Origin of the sequence: Paenibacillus sp. NRS-1760 (genome assembly GCF_050467785.1) — a bacterium.
GTDB lineage: Bacteria > Bacillota > Bacilli > Paenibacillales > Paenibacillaceae > Pristimantibacillus.
In genome coordinates this window covers 88,983-104,281 of sequence record NZ_JBITPK010000010.1, presented here as the reverse complement: position 1 = coordinate 104,281, position 15,299 = coordinate 88,983, and the positions used below count along the sequence as shown (strand labels likewise).

Annotated in this window: 14 protein-coding genes; 3 read left to right on the top strand and 11 right to left on the bottom strand. The window is 45.1% G+C overall.

Annotated features, from left to right (window positions below):
* Positions 1-12 precede the first annotated feature (12 nt).
* The 3 genes from ACIFSR_RS11535 to ACIFSR_RS11525 form a co-directional block, all read right to left on the bottom strand.
* Positions 13-1,983, bottom strand: a complete 1,971-nt coding sequence (locus ACIFSR_RS11535) for a glycosyltransferase family 39 protein (protein ID WP_430057475.1) — start codon at positions 1,981-1,983, stop codon at positions 13-15.
* Complete coding sequence (locus ACIFSR_RS11530) at positions 1,976-3,280, bottom strand: MFS transporter (RefSeq protein ID WP_339207548.1); 1,305 nt, start codon at positions 3,278-3,280, stop codon at positions 1,976-1,978. Before ACIFSR_RS11530 ends, ACIFSR_RS11535 begins: the two co-directional genes overlap by 8 nt.
* A gap of 105 nt (positions 3,281-3,385) precedes the next feature.
* Entirely contained in the window at positions 3,386-3,946 is a 561-nt protein-coding gene (locus ACIFSR_RS11525) for a GNAT family N-acetyltransferase (RefSeq protein WP_430057474.1), read from the bottom strand.
* Between the two features lie 69 nt (positions 3,947-4,015).
* Here ACIFSR_RS11525 and ACIFSR_RS11520 point away from each other — a divergent pair, with 69 nt between their 5' ends.
* Positions 4,016-6,250, top strand: coding sequence for a UvrD-helicase domain-containing protein (locus ACIFSR_RS11520; protein ID WP_430057472.1), 2,235 nt, complete (start codon positions 4,016-4,018; stop codon positions 6,248-6,250).
* An 18-nt stretch (positions 6,251-6,268) separates the two neighbouring features.
* On the top strand, positions 6,269-7,255 hold the full coding sequence (locus ACIFSR_RS11515) for an HD domain-containing phosphohydrolase (RefSeq protein WP_339207545.1): 987 nt from the start codon (positions 6,269-6,271) through the stop codon (positions 7,253-7,255).
* A 70-nt stretch (positions 7,256-7,325) separates the two neighbouring features.
* On the opposite strand, the gene ACIFSR_RS11510 is transcribed toward ACIFSR_RS11515, so the two are convergent.
* Genes ACIFSR_RS11510 through ACIFSR_RS11490 form a run of 5 tightly spaced genes read right to left on the bottom strand, consistent with a single transcriptional unit; the run spans position 7,326 to position 11,579 of the window.
* Entirely contained in the window at positions 7,326-7,886 is a 561-nt protein-coding gene (locus tag ACIFSR_RS11510) for a GNAT family N-acetyltransferase (RefSeq protein WP_339209529.1), read from the bottom strand.
* Positions 7,887-7,918: 32 nt separating this feature from the next.
* On the bottom strand, positions 7,919-8,413 hold the full coding sequence (locus ACIFSR_RS11505; RefSeq protein ID WP_430057470.1) for a 2,4'-dihydroxyacetophenone dioxygenase family protein: 495 nt from the start codon (positions 8,411-8,413) through the stop codon (positions 7,919-7,921).
* Positions 8,414-8,428: 15 nt separating this feature from the next.
* Positions 8,429-9,310 (bottom strand): RNA polymerase sigma factor SigJ, encoded by an 882-nt coding sequence (gene sigJ / locus ACIFSR_RS11500; protein ID WP_339207543.1) that lies wholly within the window; start codon positions 9,308-9,310, stop codon positions 8,429-8,431.
* Between the two features lie 37 nt (positions 9,311-9,347).
* Positions 9,348-10,541, bottom strand: coding sequence for an NAD(P)/FAD-dependent oxidoreductase (locus ACIFSR_RS11495; protein WP_430057468.1), 1,194 nt, complete (start codon positions 10,539-10,541; stop codon positions 9,348-9,350).
* Between the two features lie 60 nt (positions 10,542-10,601).
* A complete protein-coding gene (locus tag ACIFSR_RS11490) occupies positions 10,602-11,579 on the bottom strand; it encodes a phosphotransferase enzyme family protein (protein WP_430057467.1) in 978 nt (325 codons plus the stop codon).
* A 244-nt stretch (positions 11,580-11,823) separates the two neighbouring features.
* Here ACIFSR_RS11490 and ACIFSR_RS11485 point away from each other — a divergent pair, with 244 nt between their 5' ends.
* Positions 11,824-12,852, top strand: a complete 1,029-nt coding sequence (locus tag ACIFSR_RS11485; RefSeq protein ID WP_430057466.1) for a Leu/Phe/Val dehydrogenase — start codon at positions 11,824-11,826, stop codon at positions 12,850-12,852.
* Between the two features lie 92 nt (positions 12,853-12,944).
* Here ACIFSR_RS11485 and ACIFSR_RS11480 read toward each other — a convergent pair whose 3' ends face one another.
* The 3 genes from ACIFSR_RS11480 to ACIFSR_RS11470 form a co-directional block, all read right to left on the bottom strand.
* Positions 12,945-13,448, bottom strand: coding sequence for a ferritin (locus tag ACIFSR_RS11480; protein ID WP_076268034.1), 504 nt, complete (start codon positions 13,446-13,448; stop codon positions 12,945-12,947).
* A gap of 93 nt (positions 13,449-13,541) precedes the next feature.
* Entirely contained in the window at positions 13,542-13,763 is a 222-nt protein-coding gene (locus ACIFSR_RS11475; protein WP_076268035.1) for a DUF1450 domain-containing protein, read from the bottom strand.
* 68 nt (positions 13,764-13,831) lie between these two features.
* A complete protein-coding gene (locus ACIFSR_RS11470; protein WP_339207538.1) occupies positions 13,832-15,256 on the bottom strand; it encodes a S41 family peptidase in 1,425 nt (474 codons plus the stop codon).
* Positions 15,257-15,299: the final 43 nt, after the last annotated feature.

Here is a 15,299-nt window from a genome sequence, read left to right as displayed (position 1 = left end):
TCCTCCATCTTTCTATTTGGCATGCTTGCTCCACGCCACATCATCGACATTTAACCAGCCCGCCCCTCCGGTAAAAGAGATAGAAACGGTGTCACCCATGTTCACGGATACTGCAGGCAGCTTAACTTCTAAATATTGCTCTTGTGCGTTAATCGCAAGCTCTTCAACCTTTGCTCCATTGATGGAAACCCCGATCATTCCACCAGCAGCGCTCGTACTCACTTTAGCAGAAAGAATATAGTCACCGTCATCAGCAGCCGAGAAGGTCTGTGAAACGACACGACCGTTGCCTGGGTCAACATACATTAAGTTGGAACCGCTGTAAGGACGGTTTGAGCCTATCCCCGTTCCGGAAGTAAATGACCAATACTGCTGCCCTTCCTCAAAGCCGCCGTTCTGAAATGATTCATGAACCTTCTGAGCCACCGCTGTTCCTGTACCGCTCACGACCGTATAATGTTTAAATCTTTTCATCTTATAGCCTGAATCCTCACCCGGAATAGAGTCGCTATTTTTGAAAATATAAGCCGCATCCTCATTTGGCCTCAGCTCAGGCTGCCCAAAATGGTATCTGCCGAATGAGCGAACAAACTGAAAGGGCTCGCCCGGATTGAAATAGTCGACTGTGCTTATAAACTGCTTCGGATCAATTTGTTCATAAAACAATACATAAATATAAGGCATCATCACTTGATCCGTCACATATATATTGCCTTCCGTTTCATCCGATGCGTACTGTACTGCTTCTCCAAAGGATTCATAGAAAAGCGGGCTTATTTGCTTCGCATAAGTCGTGAAGTAGTTAGCGCAGAAGAAAATAAAGAAAATGGAGAACGCCGCTATAACGATAGGGAAAGAATATTTAATCCGCTTATGCAGCCACATAAGGCCTGCAACTGCCAAGTATACCGTCGGATAAAAAATAATATTAATACGATTGATATTCACATCTGTAATCAATGTCATTAGAATTGCCGTTCCGAACCAGATAGCGATGACTGCTGTCTCTATGCGGAAATTATTAATCAGCTTCATAACACCATATAAGATGCCAATTCCGATCAGCGGTAATGCTAACGGATACATATACCCAAATTTAGGCATAGCATTCCACAGCAAACCATCATTTTGAGTCAAGTACATTTGCAAAAAAGATTTGAAATTGTCCGCAAACGTTGAGAAAAAATGACCGCCAAATGCGGTAGAGATTTGCTCTACACGAGGAACGGTTAGCTTAGGAATAGAAAACAGAAATTGTATCGTTGCCATGCCATATCGATTAATAAGAAGAAACAGACCGATAGGTGCTGCTAATATAATGAGAACTGCGCAATTCCAAAGCAGAACTCGAAGCTTGAACGTCTTTTTAACAACGAGCAGAGCCAAAACGCCTACTCCAAAAACAGGTACAAAAAAATAAGCCGTTCCATAAGCATAAAGCGAAGCGGCTAGTGTTAATGTAAAGCCAATCAGCCATTTCGGCTGCTGCAGCGCTTTGAACAAAAAAAACACTGCGATCAGCACTAGAGTAGGAAAAATATTCGACTCCAGCGCCCATCGTGACATCATAATATGCCAAGGGCATATGACGATAAAAAAAGCTGCAGCCGCAGCTGCATGCTTTCTTTTAAATAGCTGATTTGCAATCCGATAGAATAGCACCATGCTCAGTAGGCCAAATAAGATGCTAACCATTCGAACTGACAGTTCATTTAGTCCGAATAAATAGATAAAAGGCATAGACAGGTAAGCATAAAGCGCGTTCTGACCGCTTCCCCATGCAATAAGATGAACCGGCAGCGATATGCCATTGCGATCAATGCCATAATGCAGAATAGAATAAGCCTCATAGCCGATCGATGCCTCATCCTGATTCAAGCCGCCTGGTACGGCGCCCGCATATACCACTCTCACCGCAGCCCCAACTAGAAACAGAAGCAGCAATAATGGGTTCTTTTTTACCCAATCTATAAAACTAGTCATTACTATGGGTCACCGCTCCGCTTTTTGTAATCATATTCGTAGGACGAATAGGGTATAAATAGAAAAATAGAAGAGCTACAAGCAAAGCTATGAACGGAATGAAGCTGAGCATTGAACGAATGCCCCATACAGCCGCTTCCGCTTGAACCGCGTCCTTCACATAACCGGTAGCCTCCAGCACAACACCCAGAACAACAGCCTGCAGTGAAATTCCCCATTTGACGATAAAGCCGTTCATCCCAAAGTACATGCCCTCTCTGCGTACGTTTGTCTGCTTCTCATCCTCATCAATAATCTCAGACAACAGAACATCCAGCAAAACGAGCAAACCAGCTAAACCGATGCCGATCACGACCGCCGCCATGGCCGCAGTTGCAACGCTGGATACGAATAAAAATGGAATCGTTGCAAATGCGTAAATACTAACGGCAATCATAACGGTCTTGCGCGGGCCCCATCTCTGCAGTAATTTCCCCCATATGTAGACGCACGGGATGGCAGCGACAAAAATAGCGCCAAGCAAAATCGTATTGCTGCTATCTTCAGCTCCGAGAACGTATTTGGTGAAGAAAGGGATCGCCGCGGGCAGCATGGCAAAGGTAAACTGGACGAAAAAGCTGCCGATAACGAATAAAACAAACGCCTTATTCGAGAATGTGAATTTCAAGGATTGAACGAAACCGACCTCTTCACGCGAAACAACCATTTTCTCCTTGCTCGCCGATACCATAACTATAAAGAAAATAAGCGCGATCCCGGCAAAAATCGCTCCCATCGGTCCCCAGCCCATATTCGCATAAACGAGGGGAGGAAGAGCCACACCAATAATCATCCCCAAGATACCGAACATTTGACGCCATGAGGACACCGTTGCCCGCTCTTTCATGGTTGTAAACATTTCAGGGAAAAGTGCAGAATAGTTCAATACAACCATAACGAACATAATGTCATAGAGGAGCACGATCGTTAAGAAGTACCAGAACAGCGCTGATCCGGTGCCAACTGGAAACCAAATCGCAGTAAACAAGGCCACCAGCGGTACCATGCCAAACAGCATGTACGGAATGCGCCTGCCAAAACGGGAGCTCGTACGGTCGGAAATGTGTCCGAACAACGGGTTTAGCACCGCATTGACGATGCCGTGAATCACCATGGCCAGACTGATTAAAGTTGGTTTTACTCCAAGCACATCCACATAATAAAAAACGATGTAGGATGCGAAGGCCTGTGCAATTAAGTTGACTGATAAATTTCCCGAGCTGTAAGCTAATTTCGATTTGAAGCTTGCCATAGCCATAAATAAAACGCCCCCGGTTACGATGAAAGTCTATTATAAATTACATATAACTCTCTCATCTTACCGCACAAACCCTTTTTATTCCATAATTAACTTATTGAACAATTACTTCATTTTCACCATTCGGATATAAGGACTTCCGCTCACTAAAATCGTACCATCCTCAGTAAAACCAAGCTTTTTGTAAATCGCATAAGCTCTCGTATTTTCTGGCTCTACAATCAGCGACAGCCTGCTGCATCCAGCCTCTTCACCCTTCTGTTCAAAAGCGCTAATTAGCGCCTTAGCTATGCCCTGCCCCTGATAACGTTCGGCGACTGCGATGGAATCCAAGTAAAAGTCGCCTTCTTGTGCCTCAACGGCAATCGTTTCATCCGCACGCACACCTTTATCTCGCCCAGGACGTGTAACAAATGGCACATCCAGCTCTGCAGCTCCATCGCCTGAATAGCTAAGAAGCATTCCTGCAATGCCATCTTCTCTCCTATCGACAAGTACATGCTTATAGCTAATCCGATTGTCCTCGCGAACATAAAAATCGCCAAGGATGCGCTCTACTTCAGAATCATCCTCAGTTCCTGCCAATGTGTAGGCAATATGGCCGATCGCAGATAGCAGCAGCGGCATTACTTCTTTTAAGTCTTCTTTCACAGCTTGTTCAATCATGATGTCATCCCTCATTCTTTTAATGTTCTGTTATAATAAGTGAATATTATTCTTAAAGGTGATGAAGTAGTGAGTCATGTCTATTATACATTTCCCATAGGCATTCGGAACAGTCAGGTTCCTTTTGCCGAGCAAGCAGAAGCCAAAACGAGCCTTCAGCTTGTTGATCCAAGCCAGAAGGATGCCGGCTTCTTCCGATCTTTAGAGCAATTCGGCATATCGCTCAATAGGCCTCAAATTGCCGCAGTTCGCCATAACAAAGGAGCAGCGCTAACGCTGGCAGGAGCAGGATCGGGCAAGACGTCGGTACTCGTATGCCGAACAGCTTATCTGCTTGCTGTGCAAGGCGCCTTGCCGCAGCATATTTTATTAATGACTTTTTCCAAAAAAGCAGCCGATGAAATGCGAAGCCGCATTCGCGCTCTTCCTGTGCTTAATCCGCAAGCAGCAAGCGGCGTAGAGGCTCGTACCTTTCATTCCTTCTGCCTTCAACTGCTGCGAGGGCGCGGCTATCGCCAAGGCATTTTGGGTGAAACCGGACAAAAGCATATTTTTTTCAAACGTCTGATGCGGGAGCTTTTGCTGCAAAACGAATATGAGCCCGAAACCATTCTTGCACAGCTCTCCGCCATTAAGCTGCAGATGATCAACATCGAAGACCTTCCCGCTTCTACAACGGAGGAAAGAGAGCTAAAGCTGCTTTTCACCCGTTATGAGCAGTGGAAGAAAGAGATGGATAAATTCGATTACGATGATCTGCTGCTTGAAGCGTACAAGCTTCTGAGGGACGACAAGGCGCTGCTTGCTACCCTTCAGCAGCGCTTTCAGTACATCATGATCGATGAATTCCAAGATACGAATCAAGTGCAATACGTGCTCGTCCAAATGCTTGCCGACAAGCATCGCAATCTTATGGTCGTCGGCGATGACGATCAGACGATCTATTCCTTCAACGGTGCAAAAAACGATTATATATTGAACTTTGAGCATCAGTATCCAGGTGCAGCAACTTATGTACTGGATATTAACTACCGCTCAACGAGCACAATCGTCGGACTTGGAAATGCTATCATTCAATATAATAAGCTCCGCAAAGAGAAATCGCTCTTTGCTGTCAAGCCCAAAGGAGTTAGCCCCTCCTATGCACGGCTCAAGACGACGCAAGACGAGGCAAAGCTCATTACGGACACAATTAGCATGCAAATTGCTCAAGGCAATCGCTCCTTTGGCGATTTTGCTGTTTTATTCCGTACTGCGAGCAGCAGCAGGGCACTCGTCGAGCTGCTTCTTACAAAAGAGCTTCCATTTATCGACTTCGGCGACGGCCAGCTCTTTTATGACCAGTGGGCAATAAAGCCGCTAGTTGCCCATCTGAGGCTTGCAATGGATCGCCGCAATTTCGATGCGATGGAAATTTTGCTGCCCTCGCTTTATGTCAATCGGGAACAGGCTATGGCTTTCATATGGAACCAAGACAAGCAGCGTGCTAAGAAATGGCCGCTCATACATCTGCTTGAATTTCCGCAGATCAAAGAATTTCAGAAAGACAAAATCAAAGAACGAATCAAGCTTATTAAAGCGCTGGCCGAATTAAAGCCTGCTGAAGCTATTATGCAGCTTCGCCAATCCTTTTATGACCAATTTCTTGAAACGAGCAAGCGTCATGAAATGACGGAGCATAAGGAAGGTCTAAAGGAAGTGCTTGATGAGTTCGAGTCTGCGGCGAGCACATATGATACCATCGAAGCTTTTCTGGCCTACATTGATGATATTACGGACAAGCATGCTGCCGTGCAGCAGCTTCAAAAGCATAATCATAACCGCAGTGCGATATCTTTGATGTCCATTCATAGATCCAAAGGACTTGAATTTCCTGTTGTATTCGTCATCGGTGCCTCAGAAGGCATTTTACCGCATAGCTCTGCATTAGCTGCGGATAAGCATAGTGACCGGAGCTCCATTCAAACAGGCGACAACGCACTGGCAGAAGCGCTGGAGGAAGAAAGAAGACTCGCCTATGTTGCTGTTACTAGAGCCCAAGAGGAGTTGTATATCAGCTCCCCTGCTCTGTACCGGGGAAAACCAGCTGAACTATCAAGGTTCATCCGCTCTGCCTTTATGTCTGGTGAAGAAGAGGACGGTGATACAGAATCTGCTCTTGCATGGTTATGTACTAGCGATTCCTGCGAGGTATGGCAGCGTATTATTACGTACGAGGATTCACAATCAGAGACTCGTGCTTGCCCATTATGCCAGTCTCCAATGGAGCAAGGCACAAAGATATTGCCGAAGAAAAAGAAGTGAGGAGAAACGATTTGCAACATGAATGAACACCTAGTCCATTACCTTAAACTAGCTGATGCTGTGATCATCACAGATATAGAACATCATATTCTAGCAGTCAATCCGTCCTACGAGAAGGTTACGGGCTACTCATCACAAGATATAGCAGGGAAAAAGGCTGGCATCCTGCGAACATCCTATACACCAAAGGAAACGCATGATCAGATGAAGCAAGCTCTTAAACAAGGCTTGCCATGGTCAGGCGTACTAACAAATCGGCGAAGAGACAGCAGCATTTGGCATTCCTCCATTACCATAACACCTCTGCAAATCGAAGGGGTAACCTATTATATCGGTATTTTTCGTGAGCTGGAGAAGTTAAAGAGCGGCTTCTATTTACCAGAGGAGCGCATCGGCTCCATTCAAAGCTCGATGCTTAAGGTGCTCGCCATTTCTTGCGAAATTCGTGATCCGGGCATCGAGCAGCATCTCGTCCGTGTGCGGGATTTAACGGAACGGCTCACTCACTTCCATAATGAACGCATGCAATTATGCTGGACGGAGGAAGCCGTGAACCGCATTTCGCATGCGAGCATTTTGCACGATATCGGCAAATCAGGAATTCCGGAGGGTATTCTATATAAACCGGGTCCTCTCGCTTATTACGAACGAAATATTGTTGAGATGCACACCCAAATCGGCGTTGATATCATTGATAAAATTTATGCTGAGCTTACAGATGATTTATTTAAGCTTGAGCTCGAAATGGGTAAAAATATTATTTTATACCATCATGAAAAATGGGACGGCACCGGCTACCCGCATCAGCTTGTCGGAGAAAACATTCCTATTGAAGCACGTATCGTCAGCGTCGTTGATGTTTATGATGCATTGACCAGCACTCGTCCCTACAAAGAAAAATGGTCCGAAGAACGGGCGCTGGAATATATTAGTGAACAGCGCGGGCTGCATTTTGACCCTGAGCTCGTTGACTCCTTCCTTGCGCTCCATTCTAACGAGATGTAGCTACAAAAAAAAGCGCCAATCCCGTACATGGAATGAACCGTGTCCTCGATTGGCGCTTTATTTGTTTGTTTTATGCTCCATATAGCGCGTCGAACTCATCCTCTAATATAGACATTGTAATGAGATCATGAAACTTCCCATCCATAAACAAAGCGTCCCTCTCTACTCCCTCGCGGTGAAATCCGATCTTCTCATATACATGAATGGCGCGCGGATTAAAAGCGTAAACGCCGAGATGGATTCGGTGCAAATTCAACTTTTGAAAGCCGTATCTAAGCATGAGAAGCAGCGCTTCTGTACCATAACCTTTGCCGCGATGCTGCGTCCCTTGAATACCGATACGTATATTCGCGCTGCGATTGATCGTATCCATATCATTTAGTACAACCTCGCCGAGCAGCTCTCCTGTTTCCTTCAATATAATCATGGAATCAAATCGGTCTTCGTTTATGACGCTAATTTTGCGAATCCAAGCTTCGATTTCCTCACGTGTAAAAGCTTTTTGTGACCCTGTCAGCAGGTTCATCTCCGTATCTTGTAAAAAAGTTAAATATGCCTCTATATCGGACTCCTTTGCTGGACGCAATAATACCGAATTTCCCTCAATGATGTGTTTTGCATGTTGTGTCATCACAATAATCTCTCCTATTTTTACTCTCAGCATTAATAAATCAACTCATGATTTTCCTGTATATTATTTTGTGCGCAAAAATCCTTATACTTCTGTAGTACAGTGAAAATATCATCTTGTCCGGTAATCTCATCGTTGTCATCGAAGTATTGGAGCGCTCCCCCTAATATAAAGAGCGTCAGCACTTCCTCGACTTCCGTTGTGAGCGTATGAATATCTCCGGGCGGCTCATAAATAAAGGTTCCCGGGGTGGCTGCCCAATCGCGCCCCTCATATCGCCATTTCCCTTGAATGTTATACCCGATCACAGATCCGCCGGTATGCCTATGCTTGCCTAACACTTGATTGCTTTTTATTTTGAATAAATAAATCCATGTTCCCGTGCTCAGATCAAAACGTAAAGGTTTGAAATAACAGGTATGATTTTTATCAAAAGGAACCCATGGCAAATCATCTATTTTAAATATGCGTTCAGGCAGTTGAAAGGCTTCTGCTAATTTTACAACGGTCTCGTCAATTAACTTCAAATGAAGACACCTCCCTCATGATGATCCGCCAGTATACAATTTCAACAGTTTCAGCTTATCCGGATTTCTTACAATGTATAGATGGAGTGCGCCCCCCTGCACCACATGGAAAAGAGTAACCCCCTCGATTCCTTTATCTGATCGTAAAACAAGTCCCGTCTGACCGTTCAGAATTCTAAGCTCGGCTTTCACACTGCCATCAGCAAGTGGTCCTTTTTGAACCAAACCGAATAGAAACCGAGAAACGTTTTCGCGTGTTTTAATAGGATGAATAGCAGCAGACACTTTACCTCCGCCATCTGAAAGGAGTACAACCTCCTCTGCAAGCAGAGAAAGGACCTCCTTCACATTGCCCTCCGCAAGCTCCAATACAAAACGACGAACCCATTCTTCACCTGCAGGCTGCGCATGAACAGGTTCAGCCTCGGAAATCCCCATTTTGTCTCGCGCACGGCTCAGCAGCTTTCGACAATTGACTTCGCTTTTTTCTATTAGCTTTGCAATATCCGAATAATCGAAGCCCAGCGCTTCACGAAGCACAAATACGGCACGCTCCGAGGGGGTTAACCGTTCAAGCAAAACCAGCATTGCATAAGACAACAAATCGTGGTGAATAACGGCATCCAGTGCATCCGTCTCTTCTGTAATAATGGGTTCTGGGAGCCACGGCCCAACGTACCGCTCTCGCTGCTTTCGGGCAGACTTTAGCAAATCCAAGCTGCGGTTTGTCGCCATTTTGCACAAATAAGCTTTCGGCTCGGCTATGCTCTCTGGATCTATATCATATGCCTTCACGAAAACATCCTGCACGATATCCTCAGCGTCAGCAGCCGAACCCGTAAGCTGGTATGCGATTTTGAACAAAAGCGCTTTATATTGCAGGTAAAGCTCTTTCATTTCACCATCCCTCGTTTCATAACAAATGCTGCTTTTATCATTTTATGAGACTCGCATAATCCCAAGTCATTTTCCGTACCTTCCATCCAAGCTTCCCCGTTATGACAATGTCGAGGCCCCATTGCCTTGTCCATACCATTCCCCGCTCTGACCCGAGACCAAAACAGAAAAAATCAATATAGCTCTTGTGAACAGGTGCAGAATGACCCATTACATCTGCCGTTATGACCTTCCCCAGCCTATCTGCTTGTGCAGTCGCTTCCTTGCACGTCATCCCATCCGTTAGCCCACTCACAGGGTCAACAATTTGAGCACAGTCGCCAATGCTGTATATCCCAGGTGCTTCTTTCACACGGTAATTAGCGTCCACAATGACTCGACCATGTGCGGTAAGCGGCAGCCCCATGCTTCTGAGCATCGGATTAGGCAGTAAGCCAAGCGTCCAAATACATAAGCCAACCTTTAAAATCTCACCATCCGATAAGAGAAGCTCCCCTTTACTCTCACGAATAGCTTTGCGTCCATGCAGAACGGTCACTCCGCTGCCCTTAAGCAAGCGCTCCAGCTTCATGCCAACCTTTGCCGGTCCCTCCTGAAATAATCTATCCTGCGCATTTAGCAAGTAGAGAATCACCTCTGACGGATCAAGTCCGAGTGCACTTGCTTCCTTACGCAAAGCATAGACAAGCTCAGCAGATGATTCGATTCCACTAATCCCCGCCCCTGCAACGGCAACAGTCATCCATCTTTGACGCTCAGCACGGCTTGTTTCCTTTACCGCTTTTCTCAAGTTTTCATGCCAAAGCTCTCGAATATGAGCTGCGCTTGCGAGTCCAGTCAAGGCAATACCGCCCTGATCGGCATCGGGTTGACGAATAACGCTGCCTGCTGCCAATATGAGAATATCGTATTTTAAATTCTGCTCCTGCCCGCTCTTATCTTGATACAATAACCGCTTATTCCTTTTTTCTATGGTCACTACCATTCCTTGAATAAATTCCACGCCATCTGGAAACAAGCTGCCAAAAGGAACAACAATATTATCATCATGGACAGCCGGCTTGAACAGCAATACCTTCCGAAGATGGTATGGCTGCTTATCAATTAGAATTAAACGGAGCTTCCCATCTCCTAATTCCGGCTGCAATGTTTTTCGTATTGCCTTAAGGGCGTTAATGCCTGCATAACCACCGCCAATAATGACACATGTTATTTCCTTTTTCTCTTTCATCTCCATCAGCTCCTGTGCATGTTTGCACATAAAACGATGAGATAAGCTCTTTTGTGACATCTACTCTAAATTTCTAAAATACTCCATCTTGCTGTCGATAAATCCGTCATCAAAATCAGCTGCTCCGATCAACTCAGATTCACTGAAGCATAAGCTAAAGAGCCAAAGCTGTCTAAGCGCTACGAATATCGGAACAGCTTGAATATCATTTTCGCCTATAGATCTGATTTCTCTGTATCCGCAAATAAATGCATCCCAAAGACGTTCAACCTCATCTTTATCGTGCCTGCTATGAATTTCTCTTGCCAGTCTAAATTCTGCAATGTCATAAGCTCGCCAGCCATAACCGCAAATATCAAAATCATAATGCGTCAATGTCCCATTTTCCGTAAAAGCGACATTCGTATTGCCATGCAAATCCCCATGACAAATTCCAAAGTCCAGCCCTGCTTTCAGATGAATGTTAAGCTGATCTTTTAAGCGCATAACCAGCTCATATAGAAATTGATAATCCTCTTGCCGATTTTCCATATGTTTCTTAATTATGCGAAGCGGTTTGTCTATCAAATGCTCCAAATCGAGCTCTCCCCTTGTGTGCTCAGAGGTGAAATCGTCAGCAGCTTGATGAATTTGAGCAACGGATGCGCCAAATAGACGACTGTCTTCTGGATGCTGCATACGCTTTTCTTGACCATCAGCAAAACTAAACATTACTCCGTACTTCATACCCTCAGGGACCAAAAACTCATTAATAAATGTGCCGTCATTTTTCTCAATCGGTACGGACACGCTTATCCCTTTTGCATGAAGATCGTTTAATAAATCTAATTCAAAAGCAATCTCTGATTGGTTTCTCCGGTCGGCTCGGTACACTCTAAATATGTATTTGCCTTGCTCCGTCTCTAAAATATAAGTATCGTTCATCCCTCTCAGAAAATAGTGCAGACGAGCGGGTTCATGAATGCCATAGTGGGCTTTAATATGCGACAATAAAGCTTCGGTTGATAATAGCGAGTATGCTACAGGAAATAAATGCAATTGTACCTCATCCTTTTTCATTATCTATTTTATATCGTGAATCCATCCTAGCTGTTTGCAAATGATGAATCTATTCCATTCCACTATAACAAATTATTTGTGCCCGATCTGGTAGAGAATTACTATGATTAATTTTGCCCGCTTTATTGGTGCGGCTTGGGACACATGACGTAGCTCATGATAGCAGCAATGAATACACTACATACAAGAAGCGCGACAGGCAGACCTCAAAGGAGGAATCCACTTGGATGCATGGAATCAAAGCTATGAGCAGCTCATCTTCCTCCAGGATCGTTCTATCGGTTTAAAGGCAATTATTGCAATAGACAGCACAAAGCTTGGTCCTTCCCTCGGCGGTTGCCGGTTTTGGCAATATGCCAGCGATGAAGCTGCTGTCCTCGATGCGCTGCGGTTAGCGCAGGGAATGACCTATAAATCAGCGATCTCAGGTTTGCCATTTGGCGGCGGCAAAGCTGTCATTCTAAGCCAACCCGGTCAAAGCTCGCGGGAAATATTGTTTCGGGCGCTAGGCCAGCATATTCAAAACCTGCAAGGAAGCTATATTACCGGTATGGATCTGGGTACAGATGTTTCGGATATGGACTGGGTTCGCCTCGAGACACCCTATGTAACTGATGTATCAGGATCGCTCGGTGCAGTAAATGATTTCACAGCTAAAATGACCGCATACGGCGTTTTCCTTGGCATTCAGGCCTCTCTCAAAACGGTTTACGGTTCCGAAAATATGCAGCAAAAAATCATTGCCGTTCAAGGATTAGGAAAAGTAGGCTATCAGCTATGCCGCTATTTAAAGCATGCGGGCGCAGAGCTCGTTGTAACGGACGTTGATTCAAAACGAGTGAAGAAGGTTGTCGAGGAGTTTGGGGCAATTCCTTGCAAGCCAAACGTCATTATGCGCATACCTTGCGATGTCTTCTCGCCATGTGCCTTAGGTGGCATCCTAAATGATTTTACATTAGGCCAGCTAGACTGCAGCATTGTTGCTGGGGCAGCGAACAATCAATTAGCTGAAAGCCGCCATGGCGAGAAGCTTCATGAGCTTGGCATTTTGTATGCACCGGATTATGTGATTAACGCAGGCGGCATCATCGTAACCTCTGTTGAGCTTATTGGCGGGGATGCTGCGACAGCACAGCAGAAGGTTGAGAAAATAAATGGTACACTGATGAACGTATTTCAAGCAGCTGACGAACATGGGATTTCTACCGCAGCAGCAGCCAATCGAATAGTGGAGCAATTGCTTAAAGGCTGAATAACCACTCAATCGAAAAAAGGGGATGTATCGAAAGTAGATTTCTCTACTTCCGGCACATCCCCTTATTATTCATTATTGCGGTGTCCAGCTTAAACTGCTGGAGGAGTGAAGGAACGTCCAGCGAACTCAGCATCAAGCATATAGAATGCATTGCTATCCTTGTCGATGCGTTTCAGCTTATGGATAATGTTATCAAACAACGCCTCTTCTTCAACCTGCTCATCGATAAACCATTTGAGGAAGTTGATCGTTGCATGCTCGCGATCGTTGATCGCAAGGTCAGATAAATTATAGAAACGTTTTGTATTTTGCTGCTCATGTCCGTAACCTTGCTCGAAAGTGTCCAAAATGGAAGAGTATTCGTTATTCGGCTCTCCAAGAGCAGACAGCGTAGCACGACGACCACGGTCATTCAGAAACTTGTATATTTTCATTGCATGAAACCGTTCTTCCTCAGCCTGTACAATGAAGAAGTTAGCGAAACCATCAAGACTTTCACCTGAACAGTAAGCCGCCATTGCCAGATACACATGCGCTGAATAAAATTCAAAATTCATCTGTTCATTTAATGCTTCTGCTAATCCATCATTCATGCTTATGCACCTCAGCTTTCCTAGATTGTACTTATTCTAACATAAAAATAAAGAACGGCAAATGCCGTTCTTGTTAATTTATTGAAATTTAAGCTACCCGATCATTTTTTTCAATCGCTTATAGAGCTTCTCTGCGGACGGCGCGCTAACCGTCTTCGACTTGACCACGACGAAGCACTCTAGCTTGCAGGTTTTGCAATCGCCAAGGCAATCACTTTTTTTCTGCTTAATATCCGGATATCGATTTTTCATCGCCTTATAAACCGGCTCCAAACCGTTCTTGAGATTCCGTTTGCAATACTTAATCTTCTTCATAAGATACACCCCGCAGCGCAACGAAGGATTTGCTTCCTATTTAATGATAATGATTATCATCCCCGTTGTCAACTGCCGTTTTTGAGAACCTCTAACCCTTTAATCAGCTGACTGTCCTCGCGTCCAAGCTTCTCGCGTAGACGCTCCAGCAGCTTATACCCCGTTTTGTCATTGAAACTGCCCGTAGCCTCCAGCTTCTCGGCTTTTTGGAACTTAGTTAATGCTGCTGCTGTTTGTTTATCGAACATGCCTTCTTGTCCTGTAAGAGAATAACCGAGCTCCTTCAGCATCATCTGCAGCGTCTTTACATCCTCGCCATAGCTGCCTATCTTCATATGTGTACCAATCGCAAGCGGTCTTAGTTTCGTATATTCGGGAAGGGCTACTGCAAAATCCGGTGAAACGCCTGTTTTGTTAATCCAAGTGCCGCCCGGCGTCTTCCACTGCGCTTCCGTTAAGCTTAAGACAGAACCGTCCTTAAACTGATTAAAAGCTTGTACAACACCTTTGCCATACGTTTTTTCACCGACAACTGTTGCTCCCGCTGATTCCTTTAACGCAGCCGTCAGCACCTCGCTCGCGCTTGCAGATTGTCCATTCACGAGTACTACAATCGGCACTTTCCATTCCTTCTTCTGATCAGACTTATACGAAATCGTTTGCCGCTCATTTTTGTAAACGACATTCAAAATAACCTTGTTTTTTGGTATAAGCTTGCTCGCAATCTTAATAGTTGGCTGCAGCAATCCCCCGGGATTGGATCGCATATCCAGCAGCAATCCTTTAAGCGGCTGCTTCGCCTGCAGCTCCGTAATTGCAGCTTCAAATTCATCCGCAGTTTTCTCAGCGAAACGGCTAATCGTAACATGCCCGATACCGCCTTCAAGAAGCTCAGACGTTACCGTATGCACTGGAATAGCTTCCCGCTTCAGCTTTAATGTTATCGGCTCAACTTGATTCGGGCGCTGAATCTGCAGCGAAACTGATGTTCCTTCCTTGCCTCTAACAAGGCCAAGCAGCTCCTCAAACGTCTTTCCAGCCAGCTTCTGATTATCTACCGAGAGAATGATATCGCCCGTCAGTAAGCCTCCTCGCTCGGCTGGAGCTCCCTTCGTGAGCCCGGTAATGATGAACATGCCTTCCTCTTCGCGCAATTCAGCACCAATTCCATATATTTCGCCCTCATAGGACTGGGTATAGGCACTGCCCTTTTCCTCAGCCAAATATCGGGAATACGGGTCCTCAAGCGAGCTAACCATGCCTGCAATTGCGCCATTAATCAGCTTCTTCGGCTCAGCTCCGTTTAAATAGTCATTCATAATTTTGTTGTATGAAACCGTAAATTGCTTAAAGGTCGGCTCCTTGATCATCGGATACTGATTCCCCATCCAGAAAAACCCTATTGCAAAGCCAAGAGCAGTAAATAATACAGCTCCCATGACGCAGAGAGTCAGAAATCTTTGTTTTGCTGCCGCTGATGTAAAATAGTTCATCTGTTCATCTCCTACAAAGTTTTGTGAAGCAAAACTTACTTCG

What these genes read in the sequence shown, in the direction of transcription:
- ACIFSR_RS11535 (WP_430057475.1), bottom strand. Translation starts at nt 1,983, where the DNA reads ATGACTAGTTTTATAGATTGGGTAAAAAAGAACCCATTATTGCTGCTT.
- ACIFSR_RS11530 (WP_339207548.1), bottom strand. Translation starts at nt 3,280, where the DNA reads ATGGCTATGGCAAGCTTCAAATCGAAATTAGCTTACAGCTCGGGAAAT.
- ACIFSR_RS11525 (WP_430057474.1), bottom strand. Translation starts at nt 3,946, where the DNA reads ATGATTGAACAAGCTGTGAAAGAAGACTTAAAAGAAGTAATGCCGCTG.
- ACIFSR_RS11515 (WP_339207545.1), top strand. Translation starts at nt 6,269, where the DNA reads ATGAATGAACACCTAGTCCATTACCTTAAACTAGCTGATGCTGTGATC.
- ACIFSR_RS11510 (WP_339209529.1), bottom strand. Translation starts at nt 7,886, where the DNA reads ATGACACAACATGCAAAACACATCATTGAGGGAAATTCGGTATTATTG.
- sigJ (WP_339207543.1), bottom strand. Translation starts at nt 9,310, where the DNA reads ATGAAAGAGCTTTACCTGCAATATAAAGCGCTTTTGTTCAAAATCGCA.
- ACIFSR_RS11495 (WP_430057468.1), bottom strand. Translation starts at nt 10,541, where the DNA reads ATGAAAGAGAAAAAGGAAATAACATGTGTCATTATTGGCGGTGGTTAT.
- ACIFSR_RS11480 (WP_076268034.1), bottom strand. Translation starts at nt 13,448, where the DNA reads ATGAATGATGGATTAGCAGAAGCATTAAATGAACAGATGAATTTTGAA.
- ACIFSR_RS11475 (WP_076268035.1), bottom strand. Translation starts at nt 13,763, where the DNA reads ATGAAGAAGATTAAGTATTGCAAACGGAATCTCAAGAACGGTTTGGAG.
- ACIFSR_RS11470 (WP_339207538.1), bottom strand. Translation starts at nt 15,256, where the DNA reads ATGAACTATTTTACATCAGCGGCAGCAAAACAAAGATTTCTGACTCTC.